The sequence below is a fragment of the Lysinibacillus fusiformis genome (assembly GCF_016925635.1).
GTDB lineage: Bacteria > Bacillota > Bacilli > Bacillales_A > Planococcaceae > Lysinibacillus > Lysinibacillus fusiformis_F.
The window spans coordinates 3039300-3059726 of record NZ_CP070490.1 but is presented as its reverse complement, the minus strand read 5'-3'; the positions used below and the strand labels follow the sequence as shown (position 1 = coordinate 3059726).

General features: G+C 37.8%; 19 protein-coding genes. All 19 read right to left on the bottom strand.

Annotated elements, in window-relative coordinates; translation table 11 throughout:
• Positions 1–3 precede the first annotated feature (3 nt).
• On the bottom strand, positions 4–702 hold the full coding sequence (locus JTI58_RS14840) for a CpsD/CapB family tyrosine-protein kinase (RefSeq protein ID WP_205442030.1): 699 nt from the start codon (positions 700–702) through the stop codon (positions 4–6).
• Positions 702–1418 carry a YveK family protein gene (locus JTI58_RS14835; RefSeq protein ID WP_205442029.1) on the bottom strand — a complete coding sequence of 239 codons (717 nt, stop codon included), beginning with the start codon at positions 1416–1418 and terminating at the stop codon, positions 702–704. Before JTI58_RS14835 ends, JTI58_RS14840 begins: the two co-directional genes overlap by 1 nt.
• A gap of 68 nt (positions 1419–1486) precedes the next feature.
• A complete protein-coding gene (locus JTI58_RS14830) occupies positions 1487–2644 on the bottom strand; it encodes an O-antigen ligase family protein (protein WP_205442028.1) in 1158 nt (385 codons plus the stop codon).
• A 19-nt stretch (positions 2645–2663) separates the two neighbouring features.
• Positions 2664–3461, bottom strand: coding sequence for a tyrosine-protein phosphatase (locus JTI58_RS14825; RefSeq protein WP_243456046.1), 798 nt, complete (start codon positions 3459–3461; stop codon positions 2664–2666).
• Positions 3462–3577: 116 nt separating this feature from the next.
• Positions 3578–5137 carry a ribonuclease Y gene (rny, locus tag JTI58_RS14820; protein ID WP_205442027.1) on the bottom strand — a complete coding sequence of 520 codons (1560 nt, stop codon included), beginning with the start codon at positions 5135–5137 and terminating at the stop codon, positions 3578–3580.
• Between the two features lie 524 nt (positions 5138–5661).
• Complete coding sequence (gene recA / locus JTI58_RS14815; RefSeq protein ID WP_205442026.1) at positions 5662–6723, bottom strand: recombinase RecA; 1062 nt, start codon at positions 6721–6723, stop codon at positions 5662–5664.
• Between the two features lie 160 nt (positions 6724–6883).
• On the bottom strand, positions 6884–8143 hold the full coding sequence (locus JTI58_RS14810; protein ID WP_205442025.1) for a competence/damage-inducible protein A: 1260 nt from the start codon (positions 8141–8143) through the stop codon (positions 6884–6886).
• 17 nt (positions 8144–8160) lie between these two features.
• On the bottom strand, positions 8161–8739 hold the full coding sequence (pgsA, locus tag JTI58_RS14805; protein WP_205442024.1) for a CDP-diacylglycerol--glycerol-3-phosphate 3-phosphatidyltransferase: 579 nt from the start codon (positions 8737–8739) through the stop codon (positions 8161–8163).
• Positions 8740–8786: 47 nt separating this feature from the next.
• On the bottom strand, positions 8787–9716 hold the full coding sequence (locus JTI58_RS14800) for a helix-turn-helix domain-containing protein (protein ID WP_205442023.1): 930 nt from the start codon (positions 9714–9716) through the stop codon (positions 8787–8789).
• Between the two features lie 16 nt (positions 9717–9732).
• Positions 9733–10518, bottom strand: a complete 786-nt coding sequence (locus JTI58_RS14795) for a DUF3388 domain-containing protein (protein ID WP_026023397.1) — start codon at positions 10516–10518, stop codon at positions 9733–9735.
• 216 nt (positions 10519–10734) lie between these two features.
• A complete protein-coding gene (locus tag JTI58_RS14790) occupies positions 10735–10992 on the bottom strand; it encodes a DUF3243 domain-containing protein (RefSeq protein WP_004224939.1) in 258 nt (85 codons plus the stop codon).
• 43 nt (positions 10993–11035) lie between these two features.
• Positions 11036–11764, bottom strand: coding sequence for an elongation factor P 5-aminopentanone reductase (ymfI, locus tag JTI58_RS14785; RefSeq protein ID WP_205442021.1), 729 nt, complete (start codon positions 11762–11764; stop codon positions 11036–11038).
• Entirely contained in the window at positions 11761–13062 is a 1302-nt protein-coding gene (gene yfmH, locus JTI58_RS14780; RefSeq protein WP_205442020.1) for an EF-P 5-aminopentanol modification-associated protein YfmH, read from the bottom strand. Before yfmH ends, ymfI begins: the two co-directional genes overlap by 4 nt.
• A complete protein-coding gene (gene yfmF, locus JTI58_RS14775; RefSeq protein ID WP_205442019.1) occupies positions 13059–14330 on the bottom strand; it encodes an EF-P 5-aminopentanol modification-associated protein YfmF in 1272 nt (423 codons plus the stop codon). The genes yfmH and yfmF overlap by 4 nt, the downstream gene beginning before the upstream one ends.
• 170 nt (positions 14331–14500) lie before the next feature.
• Positions 14501–15460 (bottom strand): ABC transporter permease, encoded by a 960-nt coding sequence (locus JTI58_RS14770; RefSeq protein ID WP_205442018.1) that lies wholly within the window; start codon positions 15458–15460, stop codon positions 14501–14503.
• Position 15461: 1 nt separating this feature from the next.
• Positions 15462–16508 (bottom strand): ABC transporter permease, encoded by a 1047-nt coding sequence (locus tag JTI58_RS14765; protein ID WP_205442017.1) that lies wholly within the window; start codon positions 16506–16508, stop codon positions 15462–15464.
• Positions 16508–18055 (bottom strand): ABC transporter ATP-binding protein, encoded by a 1548-nt coding sequence (locus JTI58_RS14760; protein ID WP_205442016.1) that lies wholly within the window; start codon positions 18053–18055, stop codon positions 16508–16510. Before JTI58_RS14760 ends, JTI58_RS14765 begins: the two co-directional genes overlap by 1 nt.
• 371 nt (positions 18056–18426) lie before the next feature.
• The gene (locus tag JTI58_RS14755; protein ID WP_205442015.1) at positions 18427–19512 is read right to left on the bottom strand and encodes a BMP family lipoprotein; all 1086 of its coding nucleotides are present in this window, start codon (positions 19510–19512) and stop codon (positions 18427–18429) included.
• Between the two features lie 53 nt (positions 19513–19565).
• On the bottom strand, positions 19566–20294 hold the full coding sequence (locus tag JTI58_RS14750) for a GntR family transcriptional regulator (RefSeq protein WP_205442014.1): 729 nt from the start codon (positions 20292–20294) through the stop codon (positions 19566–19568).
• Positions 20295–20427 lie beyond the last annotated feature (133 nt).

Sequence of the window (20427 nt, the reverse complement as noted above, 5' to 3'; positions counted from 1 at the left end):
CCCTTATTCTTTTCCATAATAATGCTCATACGTACTGCCTTTTATCTTATAATTATTCAAGATCACCCCTAATATATTGGCTTTGGAAACCGTTAAGATTGATTTCGACTTTACAACAGCTGCTTTTCCAACTACCCCTGTATTGACAATTAAAAGAGTCCCATCACATTTATTCGATAAAATTTGTGCATCTGATAAAAAGAGCAATGGTGGTGCATCCAAAATAATAATATCGTATATAGCTTTCACTTCAGTCAAGAAGTTGGTCATCGTTTCTGAAGCTAACAGCTCTGTAGGATTGGGCGGAATCGGTCCACTTGAAATAATATCCACCCCTTCAACAAAGGTTTCTTGAATAACTTCCTGTATTGCTGATTGCCGTGATAATACGGAGGACAGCCCTAAAATATTGTCAAGGTAGAATGTATAGTGCAACGTAGGCTTCCGCATATCAGCATCGACAATGAGCACGCTTTTGCCCTCTTGTGAAAATACCACACCAATATTTGCAGCATTTGTAGATTTTCCTTCACCAGCAATAGATGAGGTTACTAAAATCGTTTTCACATCTTGATTAGGTTGAGAAAACTTAATATTTGCACGGATTGTTCGATATTGTTCTGAAGGAATCGACGTCATATCTGAAACAGTAATTAGTTTACGAGCCATTGGTGATTTTTTTGTTTTTCTCTTGAAAAACACTATGTTGACCTCCTGACTCTTGATTTTTTTCTAGTAAGTGATTCAATATTGCTAACAATCCCAATCACTGGTAGTGATAAGATTTCCTCGATATCTTGCTCTGTTTTAATGGTCCTATCAATCGTTTCTAAAAAGTACGCAAGCACCATTGCCAAACTGAAACCGCTAATAGCCGCTATAATGAGGTTCAGCATTTTATTTGGTTTCACAGGAACTGGGTGCTCACTATTTTGAGCAACAAATAGAATATTAATATTGTCTACATGCATTAATACAGGGATTTCTTCCTTAAAAACTTCTGCAATCGTATTGGCAATTTTTACGGCTTTCTCTTCATTCTCATCCTGCACACGAATATTCACAACCTGGGAATTATTAGCACTCGAAACCTCGATTTGCTTCATTAATTCCTCAGGCGTCATATTAAGTTCCAGCACATCAATAACCTTCGCTAAAATAACAGGGCTTTTAATAATCACATTGTACGTATTAATGAGCCGAAGATCCGTATCAACGTTCTGTGCCCCTATAAGTTGCTGATTTTCATAGCTTTTTTGATTAACTAATAATTGTGTTTCTGCTTCATAAATCGGTGTTTGAATAAAGTAACTTATCAATAACGCCACGCCTATTGATAGAACCATCAGCATTAGGATGAAGAACCAGCGTTTTCTCAGTACTTTTACTAGACTTTGTATTGTCATTTCTTCATTCACAAATGGATCCCCTCCTAATAGGCAAATCGTGTACATTGCTAATAAAGTATATTAAACAAGCCTATTGGTTATTCAGACAAAGTTGCTATTTTGCCCTTATCTCGTATGCTTCCACTTACAGCAAATACAAGGATATGGAGCATATTGAAATAAAGAATTTCAAATGTGGAAATGCCTAATACAGCTACAATAATCAAGCCTGTAAATACGATCAGTTGTTCATTCATTTGGCGATATCCTTTGGCAATGGTCAAAAGAAACAAGCCATAGCTAATGAGAGCAAGTAATCCCGCTTCCTGTAAAATATTAATAAATGTATTATGTGCATGAGAAACGCCTATAGACCACAAAGATTCGACACCATGTCCCCAAAAATTAAAATGCTCAAAAACATATTGCCAAATTTCAAGGCGACCATCCGTTATGTTTGTAGACTTTCTCTCCATTTTTAAGAGAATACTTTGCACTGCCACTTGCATCCTATCCATTTTCAGCATCACCATTACCAGCCCTACACCTACAGCTGTAAAGAGTGCGACAAACTTTATGAATGGCAGGAAGGTTTTGTTCATGCTTTTAACAATACAAACAATGACAACAACCGTCGCAAAAGCCACTGTTAATAATGAAGTACGTGCATTTGATAGCAGAATGACATACATTCCAACTAAATAAATGATCGTATAGAGCAGAAATGACAGTATATTTTTTATCTGTTGTTGTCCATGTAGCATCTTTATTGCCACATCATATAGCCTCATCAACACAACAATCATTAAACCAATCATTGAAAATCCCATTGTATTTGGGTTCTCAAATACACCTGCAAATGCTTCATACATATAATTCGCTTGCTGAAAGCATAAAACTAAAAATGGTATATAGGCGATTTGGACACTATTTAAAATAATTTCTAAAACATGCTCTTTCACAAGGTCATTAAAAAAAATGGACACAGCGAAAAATAGACACATTAATTGTAGACTGTTTTTCAATAAAACCATGTCCTGATTCACACCAGCTGCTATGACACAAAAAAAGGTATACATACTAAAGAAAACACTAGCTTGTACATTTTGAACAATTATTTTTTTATGTAGGACAACAGAAACTATGATGATAAACAAGCTAATTACTAAAGATAATTTATGAAAAATACCAGCAACTGGCTGCATGAGGCTCATAAAAATTAGTAAGCTGAACATTAATGTGTAGAATAATTTCATGTGGTTCTCACGCTCAATTCTACAAAGACATATTAAAAAAAAACCATCGTTTCTTTAGCGTTATGTCATCTAATTCAAGTGGCAAAATAGGCTTATTTGCTAAAACCTTTGCATTATTATTTAATAGACGATTAATCGTATCTACCTCTTTCTTTTTCTCCAGATATTGAAGGGCTGCTTGATAGCAGAAGTTCCTTTTTTGTGTATCGTGGGCATCAGAGGCAATCGTATGAATGTAATTCCCCCTCACTAAAGCAAGTGATAAACGCTGTACCTCCTTACCATACGAACCTATCAAACTCCCTGTCGTCAATTGTGTGAATACTCCTTGTTGAATAAGTGTGTCCAGTTTCTTTGGATTTTCCCGAATGGCAAAATTTCGCTCTGGATGAGCCAAAATTGGTATATAGCCAGATGACTTTAATTGCTTTATCATCTCAAGCGTATAGGCAGGGATCGTGCTAGATGGTAGTTCTAATAGGATGTAGTTTGACTGTGCTAAAGTATGAAGTTGCTGCTGTTGAAGTAATGCAGGAAGTTCGTCATGTAAGCGAATTTCGTGGCCAGTATGGAGTGTAATTGGAATTTCATGCTGTAGCAGCAGTTGTTGTAAATCTTTTACCTGCTCTGCTACTTTTCTATAGGGAACGTGATATTGTGGGTGCATGGCATGAGATGTACATATAATCTCTGTTATTCCTTCTCTTGTAGCTTGCTTCAACATATTCAAGGAGTCCATTTCATTTTTTGGCCCATCATCTACACCATTCAGTATATGTGCATGGAGATCAATCATGGTCATCACATCTTTCATCATTAATCAAAGTTTAGCCTTCTTCTTTTTTATGATGAATGTACCTTAAACATGACTCTGCTTCTAATAAAAAAGAGGCTCTCTAGATGTTAATCTAAAGAAACCTCTAACTTTCAATATTATTTCGCGTACTCCACAGCACGTGTTTCGCGAATGACTGTTACTTTAATATGACCTGGATAATCGAGTTCTTCCTCAATACGTTTGCGAATATCACGCGCAAGACGATGGGATGCTAAATCATCAATTTTTTCAGGCTGTACAATAATACGAATTTCACGTCCAGCTTGAATAGCATAAGATTTTTCTACACCATCATAGCTTTCTGAAATTTCCTCTAACTTTTCAAGTCTGCGGATATAGTTTTCAAGTGTTTCACTTCGTGCACCTGGACGAGCTGCTGATAATGCATCAGCTGCAGCGACTAATACCGCAATAACAGATGTTGCTTCAGTATCACCATGATGCGAAGCAATACTATTAATAACAACTGGGTGTTCCTTATATTTCGTTGCTAATTCCACACCGATTTCGACATGGCTTCCTTCAACTTCATGGTCAATGGCTTTTCCAATATCATGTAATAAGCCTGCACGACGAGCCAATGCTACATCTTCACCAAGTTCAGCAGCAAGTAATCCTGCCAAATGTGCGACTTCAATTGAATGTTTTAGGACGTTTTGTCCATAGCTTGTACGATATTTCATGCGGCCTAAAATTTTCATTAAATCCGGATGTAAGTTATGAATACCAATTTCAAATGTAGTTTGCTCACCTGTTTCGCGGATTTGTTCATCCACTTCACGTCGAGCTTTTTCCACCATTTCCTCAATGCGAGCTGGGTGGATGCGGCCATCCTGTACAAGTTTTTCAAGTGCAAGTCGAGCTGTTTCACGACGAATTGGATCAAAGCCTGATAATATTACCGCTTCTGGCGTATCATCGATAATTAAATCAATTCCTGTTAACGTTTCCAATGTACGGATATTACGGCCTTCGCGACCAATAATACGTCCCTTCATTTCATCATTTGGCAGGTTCACAACAGATACAGTTGTTTCTGCTACGTGATCTGCAGCAAAGCGTTGTAGTGCTAATGATAAAATTTCACGTGCTTTTTTATCCGAGTCTTCTTTCGCACGTGTTTCAGCTTCCTTCGTCATCACAGCAATATCAGTTGCTAACTCTTTTTCTACTTCATTTAGGATAATTGATTTAGCTTCATCTCTAGTTAAAGCAGAAATACGTTCTAGCTCTGTTTTTTGTGATGCCATGAGCTCGTCCACTTTGCTCTCCATCTGTTCAATATGCTGTTGTCTTTCGGCTAGCGCTTGTTCTTTGCGCTCTAAGCCAGCTTCTCTCTTATTTAGAGCATCATCTTTGCGATCAAGATTCTCTTCTCTTTGCAATAAACGGTTCTCTTGTTTTTGAAGTTCTAAACGACGTTCACGAATGTCATTTTCAGCTTCAGTACGAAATTTGTGAGTTTCATCTTTGGCTTCAAGTAGTGCTTCTTTCTTCATTGCCTCCGCTTCTCGTTTTCCTTCTTCAACGATTGTTTCAGCGACATGTTTAGCACCAGTGATTTTTGAGTCATTCACTTTTTTCATGTAGATATAGCTAACAGCGGCACCAACGATGAGTCCAAGCAAAGCGGAGATGATAGTAATTCCATCCATATGAACACCTCCTCTTGCTATTTGGGTATTACAGTTTCAGTCGGCGCATACATCTATGTCGCCCTAGCAATAATGCACCAGATTTTGTTAGAATTTGTACAAAACCCGTTTCATCGGCCAAAGGCATTATCTTCATCCAGTAGGCGTTTAGACATCCATTTAAAAGGACATTTCACTAGAAAACATTTGCTAAATGAAGATAAAATGTACTGCCTATTTAAAGTCATAATTCAGAAATTATACATATTTAATTGTATAGCTAGCCTCAAGCTCTGTCAAGGATAGTCGGGCGTCTGTTCGCCACTTTAGCCAAAAAAAGTAAGTACTATCCATTCAGTGAATTTTCCCCCTATTACTATTTCACTAGAAAAATTTTCATGTTAAATACAATTAATAAAAAAAACAGTACATAGGAAATAAACACCGAATTATTTAGCCTCTCTCTTATTATGTGTAAAAATTTAAGAATATAGACAAAAAAATGCATTGTACCCTCAATAAAGTGGGAACAATGCAGTCGTTGATTATTCTTCTTCAAGAAGTGACATTAATTCTTCATCCATCTCTTCTTCATCATGTGCAGCAATTGTATAAGAAGAAGCCGCAATACCATAAGAAGCTCGAATTTTATTTGCTATATCTTCCTGAACAGCAACATTTTCTTTTAAATACTGTTTAGCATTTTCTCGTCCTTGACCTAAGCGCTCGTCACCATATGCATACCAAGAACCACTTTTTTGCACAATGTCTAATTCCACGCCTAAATCCACTGTTTCGCCTTCTTTAGAAATTCCTTCTCCATACATAATATCTACCTCAGCTGTACGGAAAGGTGGTGCTACTTTATTTTTAACAATTTTAATTTTAGTACGGTTACCAACAATATCATTACCTTGTTTAATAGCTTCTGCACGACGCACTTCTAAACGGACAGAGCTGTAGAATTTAAGCGCACGTCCACCTGGTGTTGTTTCTGGATTACCGAACATGACACCAATTTTTTCACGAATTTGGTTAATGAAAATAGCAATTGTTTTTGATTTATTAATCGCACCTGAAAGTTTACGTAAAGCTTGAGACATTAAACGTGCTTGTAAGCCGACATGAGAGTCACCCATATCCCCTTCAATTTCAGCTTTTGGCACTAAGGCAGCAACAGAGTCAATAACGATAATATCAATAGCACCACTACGCACTAATGCTTCTGCAATTTCAAGTGCTTGCTCACCTGTGTCGGGCTGTGATAATAATAGCTCATCAATATTGACACCTAATTTTTGTGCATAGATTGGGTCTAATGCATGCTCCGCATCGATAAATGCTGCTTGTCCACCTGTTGCCTGTACTTCAGCAATAGCATGTAAAGCAACTGTTGTTTTACCAGATGATTCGGGACCATATACTTCAATGATACGTCCACGTGGATATCCACCCACTCCTAATGCAGCATCAAGTGCTAGTGAACCACTTGAAGATGTTGCAATTTCTAAATCGGTTTTTTCACCGAGTTTCATGATGGAACCTTTACCAAAATTCTTTTCAATTTGTTTTAGAGCCTGTTCTAAGGCTGCTTTACGATCACTCATTCATTTTCCTCCTTCGAAAACTGTTCACTGTTTTTATCTATCTCTACTATACTTGTTTTTGAGAAAACACGCAAGAAAAAAGCGAACGTTTATTCGATTTTTCTCCAAAATAAAAATTTGGATAGTTTTCCTCTACCCAAATTCCTATGTTTTACTCTATTTAATAACGTTTTGTGTAGCCTCGTTCTTCTAATAGCTGCATTAAATAATAGCATGTAAATTTCACCGCACGGAGTCGATTCGTATTCCGCATGCCTGATAAATGAAGTAAATAGGTAAGTGGCTCCTCATCATCGATGGCAATACCAATCCAAACCGTACCTACTGGCTGATGATCATGCGCTGTAGGACCTGCTTCTCCAGTAAGACCAATCCCAATATTTGTAGCAAATTTCTTACGAACAGCGCTTGCCATTGCCGCTGCACACTCAGCACTCACAACACCATGTGTATCAATTAATTGCTGTGATATGCCTAGCTGTTTTACTTTCGCATCAGCTGCATAGGTAACAACGCCTCCTATAAGCGCATTTCCTACTCCTGGAATTTCCGCAAGCTCAGATTGAAATAACCCAGCTGTTAAACTTTCTGCAGCCGCAATTGTTAGCTCATTATCCAGTAGCATTTCAACCGTTTTTGAGGCAAGAGAATCATCATCTACACCATATTGATAATCACCAACAAGTGTCTGTATCTCTGCAACCTTTGCCGCAATAAGCTGCCCGGCTTGCTGCTCTGTTGCGGCTTTGGCTGTTACGCGTAACGTTACCTCTCCATCAGAAGCCAGTGGGGCAACTGTTGGATTAGTTTGTGCATCTAAAATATCTTGAACTTGTACTTCAAGCTCGGCCTCACCAATTCCATAAAAACGCATAACATGTGATGCAATGATCCCTCCATCATTAAACATCGCAGCCAGTTTAGGTTTAGCCTCAAATTGAAACATTGGTTCTAACTCTTTTGGAGGTCCTGGTAATAAAATATAAGTGCGATCATTTTTTGTGAAGATCATACCTGGAGCCATTCCGTGGTGATTGGCTAGTACTTCACTTCCAGCTAAAATTAATGCCTGTTTACGATTATTTTCCGTCATTGGACGTCCTCGTTTAGCAAAAAATTGCTCAATATATGTTAATGCTACTTCATCAAACTCAAGAGAAACTCCAAGATGACGTGCAATCGTTTCCTTTGTTAAATCATCTTTCGTAGGTCCAAGTCCTCCCGAAAAAATAATAAGATCTGCACGAGACTCTGCCACTTCGATAGCTTGTTCTAGACGTTTCGCATTATCACCAACTACGGTGTGATAAAAAACGTTTATGCCTAGCTCGGATAATTGACTTGAGATAAATCTCGCATTTGTATTCGTAATTTGACCTAATAATAGTTCTGAGCCAACCGCAAGAATTTCAGCATTCATGATCCCCAAGACCTTTCTTATTTAGACTCAAGTAACACACGTCGATTTAGATAGAAGTAATCCCACCCAGACCAAAGTGTAAAGAACAATGCAATATAGAGCATGATTGTATCAAATGGAATACCAACCAATGTAAAGATTGTGTTGTGTAAAAGAGCAGCAGCAATCGCTACAATTTGTGCCCAAGTTTTAATTTTACCAAGCTGATTGGCAGCAACGACTTCTCCCCCACCTGCCAAAATCAGACGTAAGCCCGTTACGGCAAATTCACGGCTAATAATAATGATAATCACCCAGGCAGGTGCCATATTAAGTTCTACCATTAAAATGAAGGCTGCTGAAACTAGTAATTTGTCAGCTAAGGGATCTAAAAATTTCCCAAATGTAGTCACAAGATTATACTTACGTGCATAATAACCATCCACCCAATCGGTTGTTGAAGCAAAGATAAAAATAAGTGCGCCTATAAAATGATGGATTGGCATCTCTGCACCAAAAAGTGATAATGTTCCCCAGCCAAAATCAAACATCATAACAATGACAAAGAATGGAATAAGCAAGATTCGAGAGATGGTAATTTTATTTGGAATGTTCATTTTTCTAACACCTTTCATGATGAAAGAAAGTAGTCATCATGTGATGACTACTGTTCTTTATTGAAATTGATGACGATATTTTGCGTTACAATTTGTTGTGCATACGTTAGAAGTTCGTCATTAATATAAATTTTAGCTTGCGTTGAATTACCGAGACGAATACGAACATAGTTTTGTGTTGAGGCGTCAAATTCAATTACTTCCCCGGCATTATAGACACGCGTATCTGTTAATATTTCTTGTTGCTGTTGATTGCGAATACCAACAAATGTAGGGCCTGATACTTCGATTTTAAGTTTCATTGTATCCGTACCTGTTAACGTATAAGAAGTTGTCGCTCCATCTGCTTCAACAGTACCTGCGGAAATTGTTTGCTTCATCTCTTCGGTTTGATCAGTGTCATCCTCATCAGTTGGTGTTTCTTCTGTAGAGTTTGTATCTTCTTTATCATTTTTCTGTGCATCTTTAGTTTCTTGTTCTTTTTTATCCTTCTCACTATCAATTGGTTTGACATTTGTGTCATATTCCATTTCAGGAGTAGAATTGTTTTCTTCGCTTGTCCCTGGACTGTTTTTTGATTGCCATAGCACCCATATAGCCACAATAATGACTACAATAAATAAAGCAACAATGATTTTGGGCATAGCCTCCATCATTTTATTCGAAGGGCCTTTCGTTACTTTTCTTCTGCTAGGACTATTCGTCATCGATTGACTTACTTGATCGTTTGGAGTGCTCGGTAGTTCTTTTTTATATGTCTCTAAAATTTCTTCCGCGTCCAAACCAACAGCTTCTGCATATTGTTTAATAAAAGCTCGTACATAAAACGAACCAGGCATAATGGAATAATTGCCCTCTTCAATTCCTACTAAATAACGTTTTTGGATTTTCGTTATTTCTTGTAAATCGTCTAAGCTGTAGCCTTTAGACAGTCTCGCCTCTTTCAGTCGAGTCCCTAATTCTGCCACTAATAACACCTACTTTAACATCAAATTAAAAATTAAATCCTCCAAAAGAATCGGATTCGGACATATGATTTTTTTCCATTATTTCATAAGTAATTTCTTCATCAGTGTGATGACGCAGTTCAATGATATAATCAAAATCCTCTATTTTATATTCTGAATGCTGAACAAACATATCTGGATGCTCTACAACTTTGATACAAGGCATATTCATCATTTCACGTACTAATTGCAAATGTTTCTCATCAGATGAACGTCGAGTCACAATACCATCTAGAATAAAAATATTGTTACGACTAAATTCATCTCCCACAAGCTTATTACGAACTGTTTGCTTAATCATTGTAGATGATAAAAAGATCCACTTTTTATTGGCACAGACACTCGCGGCTACTATGGATTCAGTTTTTCCAACACGCGGCATGCCACGAATACCAATCAGCTTATGTCCCTCTTTTTTAAAGAGTTCTGCCATAAAGTCAACTAAAATACCTAGTTCGTCTCTTACGAAATGGAATGTGTTTTTTTCGTCTGCATCTCGAGGAATATAACGACCATGCCTAATGGCTAAACGGTCACGAAGTTTTGGTTGTCGAAATTTGGTTACGTTAATATGTTCCATTGTCGAAACAATTGTACGAAAACGCTCAATTGCCTCATCATTGTCTGTATGCACTAACATACCACGCCGATCCTCATCTACACCATTTATTGATATAATATTGACACGAAGCATCCCTAAAAGTGAAGCAATATCTCCTAATAATCCAGGGCGATTCACCTGAATTTCATATTCAAAGTACCAATCGCTCAACACACTCGTTCCCTTCCTATTAGTTAACGTAAAAAATCCTTTATAAGTTCCATCATAGCTGATTTTTTATGTAATGGAAAGTTAGAATACATGGAATTACAGCGTTATTTGCTAATTTTTTTTGATGCCTGTTAAATAGGCTTACATACGTTCCCGTTTTCACAGAAAAATAACTTTTTGTATAGCAAAAAGAGGAGATTGGCTCTCCTCTTTTATTTACTGCACATGCTTATTTTGTACGAGCTTAATGACACAATTCGCTAATGCATGTTTTTCATCTTCAGAGGCAACGCCCCATAAATCCGACAGCACTCGCTCTTGTTCGTTTTTAGGGTCGACATTTGTCGCCAAATATTCCCCAATTTGGACAGCAGCCGTTTGAATCATTTTCTTCGGCATACCACTTGATTCAGCTTGCATAACGTTTTGCCCTAAAAACGATGTCCATTTTTGCCAGTTTTCTAAAATGGTCATATTTCCTCCTCCTTTTCACATGTAGTATGTGCAAAAGAGAATATTATATGTACCAACCACCATTTAATCGTACGATTTGTCCTGTCACATAATCGGCTTTACCAGACAAATAAAAACGGACCATTTCAGCTACATCCTTTGTTTGTCCAATGGAGCCTAGTGGAATATCGTCCAAAATGTATTGAAGCTCTTCTTGACTTAGATGGCTGTTCATGGAGGTATTTATAAAGCCAGGAGCAATAGCATTCACTCTAATCCGAGATAATGCCGCTTCTTTTGCATAGGATTTGACAAAAGCATGTTGCGCACCCTTAACAGTTGCATAAAGTGCCTCTCCTGCTGAACCAGCCTCTCCCCAAATGGAGCCGATAAATAAGACATAGCTCACATCATGCTTGCGAAGTTTTCCAGAAAGTAAAGCTGTCAGCCGCATGGGATTTTGAACATGAACACGCCATAAAGCATCCATATCCCCCACTGTCGTATCTTCCAGCAATGAATAATGGGCTTGACCATTGGCAAATACAATAGCCTGCACATTAAAAATTTGCGCTGCTACCATTTCTGCTCCATTAACGATTGAAAAATCCCCCTGTACAAGCATAAACTCTTGTGCAGGGAAATTTTCGGAAAGCATTTCACATAATCTCTGTGCCGCATTTTGATTGTTTGAATAATGTATATAGATGGACCAGCCGTCCTCAGCTAAGCTTTGACAAATGGCATGACCGATATCACCTGATGCACCTAAAACAAGGGCAAACTTTTTCACTGTTTAGCCTGCTTACTTGGCAGAATTTTAAAGACTGTTTGCTGCGTTTCACCTTGGATAGAGGCAAATGCTTTTTGTAAATCTTCAACGGTTAATGTCTCAAGTACAGGTACTACATCAAATAAATTCATGTCATTAAAGGAATATCGTGTGAATTGGTTTGCGATAAACTCGATCGAATTAAGTGCACGTAGGAAGAAACCAATTTTTTTGCGTTTTATACGATCCAAACCAGCACGATCAAATTGGCTAATTCCTTCATATTTTGCTAATTCGTCCATAATTGTTTTTGCCAATTTATCAGGCTCTGCTGAATCTGAACCGATCATGGCAAACCCAAAGCCATTTTCTAAGGTAAAATCAAAAGCATATGTCTCATCGATTAAACCTTCCTCATAAACACGTTCATAAAAATCAGAGGTACGTCCAAAAATAAGTTCAAGCGCAATCTGAACCGATAACTCATGCTTTAACATGTCTTGACCAGATAAATTAGTGTCTTTCGCTTTTAAGCCAACATAAATTTTCGGTTTTTGAACATCCATATTTAATGTACGTTCTTTCACCGCTACCTCTGTTGGTTCTGTATCAAAGAAGCGTTGAATTGGCGCTGGCTCTGGGAACTCTTTCTTGCCTTGATTGTCACGAATAAACGTCATCATTTCCTCTGGTTCTACAGCACCAATTACAAATAACAACATATTCGAAGGATGATAAAACGTGTTGTAGCACGTATATAAATGCTCCGCAGTAATGCCATCAATCGATTCAATCGTACCGGCGATATCAATTTTTACAGGGTGATGATGATACATATTTTCGATCGTGCCAAAATATAGACGCCAATCTGGTTGATCATCGTACATTGTAATTTCTTGCCCAATAATTCCTTTTTCTTTGTTGACAGTAGCTTCTGTAAAATATGGTTCTTGGACAAAATTCAATAAAGTTTCTGTACTTTTATAAATATTGTCAGTAGATGAAAATAAATAAGCCGTACGTGTAAACGATGTAAATGCATTGGCAGAAGCACCGTATTCGCTAAACTTTTGGAAAACATCGCCATCCTCTTTTTCGAACATTTTATGCTCTAAAAAGTGTGCAATACCATCTGGTACAGTAATACTTTCCGTTTCACCAATTGGCACAAACGTACGATCGACAGAGCCGTACTTTGTTGTAAATGTAACAAATGTTTTAGAAAAGCCCTTTTTCGGCAAAATATAAACATCTAAGCCATTGTCTAGCTTTTCATAGTAAAGTGTTTCATCTAATTGTTTAAATTCTATTGTTTTCATTGTGCGGCTTGCTCCTTTCCACATAAGAAATAGACCGCTTCAAGCTGCACTTGCTTTGCCATTGCAACAACATCTTCCTTTGTTACAGCTTTCCACTTATTTGCCCAGGCTTCAACCGAGAATTCCTCAGGTAAATCTTTATATTGGTCAAAAATTTCGATTTGTCCTCGTGCAGAATCTAAGGATTCTTTTAGCTGATTCGTCAGCATAGCCTTTGTTTGCTCAAGTTCTAAATCTGTAATATTTCCAGTCTGCATGACGGCAAGTTGTTCTTTTATTAATGACAGTGCTTTTTCTTCATTTTTAGCTTCAATACCAGATACAACGAACACGAGACCATAATGCGATGCATAGGAACTAGAAGCATAATAAGCAAGGCTCTCTTTTTCCCGAACATTCATAAACAATTTGGCATGAGGGTATCCACCAAAGACGCCATTAAAAATCTGCATTTTAGCAAAATCCGCATCACCAAATCTGACAGGTGTGCTAAAGCCTATATGAAGTTTACCTTGTTTCATTTCATGCTGTTCTCTTACATAGTCATTGTCAGGATGTTGTTGTGGGAGTATTGCTGGAACTTCTTCAGGTGTACGATCATTAAATGGTAGCGCTTTTTTTAATTTCGCTACAATTTCTTCTTCATTAATGTCTCCAGCAACATAAATATCGATTTTGTCGTTAGCTAGCATAGATTCATAAGCCTCAAATAAAGAGGCAGGTGTAATCTTTTGAATTTCTTCGACACTACCATTGGCTGAAATCGATGCAGGTTCATTTGGTCTCAGGATTTGTTGGAGACGGAATTGAGCAAAACGAGATTTATCATCAAAAATAGATTCAATACGTTGAATGACAGTTTTTTTCTCACGTTCTACAATGGATTCCTTAAAGACACCATTTTCTAAATTAGGTTCAAAAATGGCTGTATGCAATAAACCAAGAACCTCGTTTAAGACACTCGTATTCGCTAGATAATGATCATTCACAGTCTCTACATTCATTAGTACCGTATGTTCATTTCCTCGCTTCGATGTATCAAAATACAAAACTGTACCATACAAGTCATCTAAAAAGCTTCGAAAAGCAGCAGTCGTCTTATATTTAGCATTACTGTGCTGCAGTACATTTGTTAATACTGTACGTTCTGATGCACTTTTAGCCGTTAATGCTCTTCTCCATTTAATTGAAAAATTTACGGTTTTAAATTGGGTCGTTTGTCGGATATGCAAATTGACACCTTTTGCAAAAGGTATTGTTTTAAACATATGAAACCCTCCTATCCTTCTTAATATAACGATGTACTACACATACTATACATGTCTATTGTCTATAATTGCAAAAGGAATCCAAAGTATGTATGGGAAAAATTAAAAAATACGCCAATTATATATAAAAAGGACTGAGCATAGCTTGCCCAGTCCTTGAAATTCTTTTCTTAGCGTTTACCTTTAATATAAGGTTGTCCACTCGCTTTTGGTGCATTTGCTTTACCAATAAAGCCTGCTAAAGCAAGGATTGTCAAGACATATGGTAAAATTTGCAGATAAACTGCTGGTACATTCTCGATTAGCGGAATTTGATTCCCTGCAATACTTAATGTTTGCGCTAAACCAAAGAATAAGGCTGCACCTAGCGCTCCAATTGGATGCCACTTCCCGAAAATCATTGCAGCAATGGCCATGAAACCTTGACCTGCAATTGTTGCGTGTGAGAAATCGTGTGTAATTGTTTGCGCATAAACTGCACCACCAAGACCACCCAATGCCCCAGAAATCATCACTGCAATATAGCGCATTTTATTTACATTAATACCCATTGTATCTGCTGCCATTGGGTGTTCACCTACAGCACGTAAACGCAAACCGAATGGCGTTTTATAGATAATAAACCATGCTCCAAATGCTACTGCAAACGCTAAAATAGATGTGCTGTAAACATCATGGAACAGTAAACGACCGAAGAATGGAATATCCTCTAAGTAAGGGATACCAAAGCGACGAATCGGTTGGTCAATCATATCTGTTTGACCTTTATCATAAATCATTTTTACTAAGAATACTGTAGCAGCCAAGCCCAGTAGGTTGATCGCTACCCCTGATACCGTTTGATCGGCACGGAATGAAATAGAAGCAACCGCATGGAAAAGTGAGAAAATTGCACCAATCACAACAGCTGCTAACATAGCTACCCAGACTGTTGCTGCACCTAATGATGAAGCGAATTCTAAATTGACAAAAATACCAACAAAAGCACCAACAATCATTAAGCCTTCTAGCCCGATGTTGACAACACCAGAGCGTTCAGAGAACACCCCACCGATGGCCGTAAAAATCAACGGTGTTGCATAAAGAATCGCTGAAGGGATGATGAAATATAACATTTCTAAAAAGCTCATGTTATTGTCCCTCCTTTTTCTTGCTCAGCTTCTGTAAGCCCACTCGAATAATATAGCCTGATGCGACGAAGAAGATAATCAATGCAATGATAATCGATACGATTTCTTCTGGAATACCTGCAGCATTTGGCATATTTAATGCACCATATTTTAAAGAACCGAACAGTGATGCCCCAAACACTACCCCAAGTGGTGTATTGGCACCAAGTAGCGCAACGGCAATACCATCAAAACCAATTCCTGTGAAACCAGGTTTAATGGATGCGTTTTGGAACGTACCTAAAGCTTCCATCGCCCCACCTAGACCTGCAAACATACCTGAAATCGTCATAGCTAAAATAATATTTTTATTAACACTCATACCCGCATAATCAGCAGCATTTTTGTTAAAACCTACTGCTTTTAGCTCGTAGCCACGTGTTGTTTTTTCTAAAATGAACCACATTACAACTACCATTAAAAGTGCAACAATGATCCCATAGTGAAGACTTGAATTGTCTGTAAGCTCTCTTAAAAACGGAGAACGTAATGAAGCAGATTCATGGATACGTTCTGTTTTAAAGCTGCCATCGGACAATTTTTTTATCACTGCGTTTGCGATATAAAGCGCAGTGTAGTTTAGCATAATTGTCGCAATAACTTCATGAACTTTAAATTTCGCTTTTAAGAAACCTGCAATAAAGGCCCAAAATGCACCTGCAGCTGCTGCAGCAAGCAATGCCAATGGTAAGTGAATGACTTTAGGTAATTCAAAAGCATATCCTACCCAAGCTGCTGCTAGCCAACCTAAAATCAGCTGACCTTCAACACCGATATTGAACAGACCCGTACGGAATGCAAATGCTACTGCAAGACCTGCCAAAATATATGGTGTAATTTGACGAATTGTGTTCCCAATTGAATATGAATCTCCAAAAATACCTGTCCAAAGAGCGATATAACCTTGTACTGGGTCATAGCCGCTGACTACCATGACGATAGCTCCTACAATTAAACCGATAATGATAGAGATGATAGGAACGAGTAAGTTAATGACACGATTTGACATTATTCGTTCCCCTCCTTCGCATCACGCTTGTTATTTTTTTTACTTTGCCCTGCCATTAGTAAGCCTAGCTCTTGTTCTGTCGTTTCTTTTGGATTTAACTCATCGACAATTTGTCCATCATAAATAACCGCAATTCGATCCGAAACATTCATAACCTCATCTAATTCAAATGAGATTAACAAAACGGCTTTCCCTTTATCACGTTGCTCAATTAGGCGCGAGTGAATGAATTCAATAGCTCCTACATCAAGTCCTCGTGTTGGTAGAGCAGCAATTAATAGATCAGGGTTACGATCAATTTCACGACCAATAATAGCTTTTTGTTGGTTACCACCAGATAATGCACGAGCTGGCGTCATTTCCCCATTACCTGTACGCACATCGTACTCACTAATAATTTGGCGAGCTTTCTCTGACACTTTTTTATAGTCCATGACAAAGCCCTTCGCGATTGGAGATTGGTAATATGTTTGCAAAACAATATTATGACCAATCGGGAAATCTAAAACTAAACCATGCTTATGACGGTCTTGTGGGATATGCCCCACACCTTCCTCAGTAATTTTACGAGGCTTCATGTTTGTAATATCTTTACCATTCAGTTTGACTTTACCACTTTTGATTTTACGTAGACCTGTAATGGCCTCAATTAGCTCAGATTGACCATTACCATCAATCCCAGCAATACCTACGATTTCACCTTTACGAACATTTAAATTAAGACCTTTTACTTTATCAATGTTTCGATAATCCGTAACAACCAAGTTCTCAACCGCTAGCACTTCGTCAGTTGGTTTCGCATCCGTTTTTTCCGTTTTAAATTCAACTTGACGGCCAACCATCATTTCAGCAAGCTGTTCAGGATTTGTGGCAGCGGTTACAACAGTGCCAATCCCTTCTCCCTTGCGGATAATCGTTACACGATCTGAAACTTCCATAATTTCTTTTAGCTTATGCGTAATTAAAATAATGGATTTACCTTCTGCAATAAGCCGACGCATTATTTGAATTAATTCAGTAATTTCTTGTGGTGTTAATGATGCAGTTGGTTCATCAAAAATTAAAATTTCAGCACCACGATACAATGTTTTTAAAATCTCAACACGTTGTTGCATACCAACCGTGATGTCCTCGATTTTGGCATTTGGATCAACATCTAATCCATACTTTTCAGAAAGTGCTTGTACTTTCTTAGCTGCATCTTTTATATTAACAATTCCCATTTTAGTAGGCTCAGTGCCTAAAATGATATTTTCTGTTACCGTAAAGTTCTCTACCAACATAAAATGTTGATGCACCATGCCAATCCCTAAATCATTGGCAATATTCGGGTTTGTAATTTTTACAGCCTTCCCACGTACACGAATTTCGCCACCCTCTGGTTGATACAAACCAAAAAGTACGTTCATCAAAGTCGATTTACCTGCACCATTTTCACCTAGCAATGCATGAATCTCGCCTTGTTTCAGTTGGAGGGTGATATTATTATTCGCCACGAAATTACCGAATTCTTTACGGATTCCTAGCATTTCAATCACATAATCCAAATTTGTCACTCCCTTAATAGGCACTATTATTAAGTATTTTCGCCTTAGCGTATAGTATCTGCTGCTACATGATTGATGGTACAGACAAGCCATACGTCCAGTAATTAAATTTCTACCAGAGGCTATATATTTTATTTGACCGATTTAATATCCCACCTATAGAGGTAGGTGTTTTGCTAAATTAATACAGGAAAGGTCATCGTTAGAAACCTTTCTTCTATTAACTTGTTACCATACTCATAATTACTACCTCTATAAGTTTCATATAAATCTAGTTAAATAGAGTATTGCAAATAATCTAAATACAACGATAGATTGAAAAATCATCATAAGGTCCTTCTAGAAGTCCCTTATGATGATCAAAAGATGAATTATTTTTCCACTTTTTCAGGAACTTTGATTTCACCCTTAGCAATTTTCTCTTTATATTCGTCGATTACTTTTTGTACATCTTCTGGAATCGCACCGCGAGAATCCGCAAGTTTAACACCATCTTCAGCTAAACCGTAAACAAGTGTTTCTCCACCTGGGAAATCACCATTTTTTGCTCTATTTGAAATATCTACTACTGCTGTATTAACACCTTTTAACATAGAAGTTAATGTAACATTTGTTTTATCGTCAATTTTACCTTCTTCGTATTGGTCAGCATCTACACCGATAACCCATACATCTGCATTTGGATCTTTCGCTTTACGCTCTTTTGCTTCAGAGAATACACCGTTACCTGTTGCACCAGCAGCGTGGAAGATTACATCTACACCTGAAGAATACATACTGTTCGCTGTAATTTTACCAAGATCTGCTTTATCAAACGCACCAGTATATTTTACTTGAATATCGATATCTGGGTTTACTGCTTTAGCCCCTTCAACGAAACCAGCGTGGAAACGGTTAATAACTGGAATATCAACGCCACCTACGAAGCCGATTTTACCTGTTTTAGATGTTTTTGCTGCAGCAACACCTGCTAAGAAAGCACCTTCTTGCTCTTTGAACAGTACATTTACTACGTTGTCTGCTTCTACTTCAGCATCGATTAATGCAAAGTGGTTATCTGGATTTTCAGAAGCAATTGCATCAATTGCATCAGCCATCATGAACCCGATACCAAATACTAAGTTAAAGTCACGACGAACTAAGTTGTTTAAGTTTGTTTCATAGTCAGCATCTGAAGCTGATTGTAGGTAGTCAAAACCACCATCACCTTTTGATAAACCGTGCTCTTTACCGTAAGCTTGTACACCTTCCCATGCAGATTGGTTGAATGATTTGTCATCAACGCCACCTACGTCAGTAACCATTGCTACTGAGAAAGCTTCTTCTGTGCTTTCGCCACCTGAAGCATTGTCATTTTCTTTCGCTGGCTTTTCGTCGTCTTTCGTACCACAAGCACCTAAAATAGCACTTGCCGCTAATACTGATGTTAATACTAAACCAAATTTACGTTTTTTCATTTAATTAACCCCCCAAAGGTATTGTAATTAGCAGGAAAAAATTTAGAAATGTTCTACACCCGTTTACGAACTACATGGAAGCTGAATTTATCAGCTCGGAAATAATTTTTTGAATAGAGCACTACTTGATCATGATCGTCGTAATGCAATTGCTTTAACACTAAAAGAGCTGTCTCACGTCCACAATTTAAAATCGGTGAGGCTTGTTCATGATACCCAACTGGATCAATATAAGTTACGGCATAAGCTACATGAATTTTGCCAGATTGTTCAAGTGCAGAGAACAGTGAAACTTCTTTTTTTTCGACAAAGTCAGTAGGCAGGAAGCTTGCGGGTAGCCTGTCTATGCAGTATACTACTGGCTCACCATCTGCTGTTCTGACACGTTCAATCGTGAGTATTTTATCTTCGCCATCACTTTGGAAGCGTTTTAAATCTTCCTCAGAAGGTACGTGCTCAGTTGCTTTTAAAAAACGCGAACCCGGCTCCATACCTGCTGTCTCAATCATTGAAGAAATGCTTGATAAATGCTCGATGCCTGATGTAAACAACGGCTTAGGGTTGACAAAAGTCCCTACCCCATGTCGGCGCACAATCACATTTTCCTCTTCCAACAGTCGAAGTGCTTCTCTAAGTGTTGCTCGACTGACTCCTAGTGATTTCGATAATTCAAATTCTGAAGGCAGCTTTTCATTTTCTTTAAAAATGCCAGCCTCAATGTCAGATTTTAAACGATCGATTACTTGAAGATAGAGATGACGATGATCTGCTTTAATAGTCACATATATCACCACCAAAATCAGAGATCAGACATCTGATGTACAACATTCCTACTAATCGTTCATAAATATAACATTTTTGCAGAATGAAATAAACAGTTTTGAGTAAAATCTGTTATAGAATTCATTCTTTCTT

Excerpts from the sequence above, each read along its gene's own strand:
- JTI58_RS14830 (WP_205442028.1), bottom strand. The coding sequence starts at position 2,644 with ATGAAATTATTCTACACATTAATGTTCAGCTTACTAATTTTTATGAGC.
- JTI58_RS14825 (WP_243456046.1), bottom strand. The coding sequence starts at position 3,461 with ATGATGAAAGATGTGATGACCATGATTGATCTCCATGCACATATACTG.
- rny (WP_205442027.1), bottom strand. The coding sequence starts at position 5,137 with ATGGATGGAATTACTATCATCTCCGCTTTGCTTGGACTCATCGTTGGT.
- recA (WP_205442026.1), bottom strand. The coding sequence starts at position 6,723 with ATGAGTGATCGTAAAGCAGCCTTAGAACAGGCTCTAAAACAAATTGAA.
- JTI58_RS14810 (WP_205442025.1), bottom strand. The coding sequence starts at position 8,143 with ATGAATGCTGAAATTCTTGCGGTTGGCTCAGAACTATTATTAGGTCAA.
- pgsA (WP_205442024.1), bottom strand. The coding sequence starts at position 8,739 with ATGAACATTCCAAATAAAATTACCATCTCTCGAATCTTGCTTATTCCA.
- JTI58_RS14790 (WP_004224939.1), bottom strand. The coding sequence starts at position 10,992 with ATGACCATTTTAGAAAACTGGCAAAAATGGACATCGTTTTTAGGGCAA.
- yfmH (WP_205442020.1), bottom strand. The coding sequence starts at position 13,062 with ATGAAAACAATAGAATTTAAACAATTAGATGAAACACTTTACTATGAA.
- yfmF (WP_205442019.1), bottom strand. The coding sequence starts at position 14,330 with ATGTTTAAAACAATACCTTTTGCAAAAGGTGTCAATTTGCATATCCGA.
- JTI58_RS14770 (WP_205442018.1), bottom strand. The coding sequence starts at position 15,460 with ATGAGCTTTTTAGAAATGTTATATTTCATCATCCCTTCAGCGATTCTT.
- JTI58_RS14765 (WP_205442017.1), bottom strand. The coding sequence starts at position 16,508 with ATGTCAAATCGTGTCATTAACTTACTCGTTCCTATCATCTCTATCATT.
- JTI58_RS14755 (WP_205442015.1), bottom strand. The coding sequence starts at position 19,512 with ATGAAAAAACGTAAATTTGGTTTAGTATTAACATCAGTATTAGCGGCA.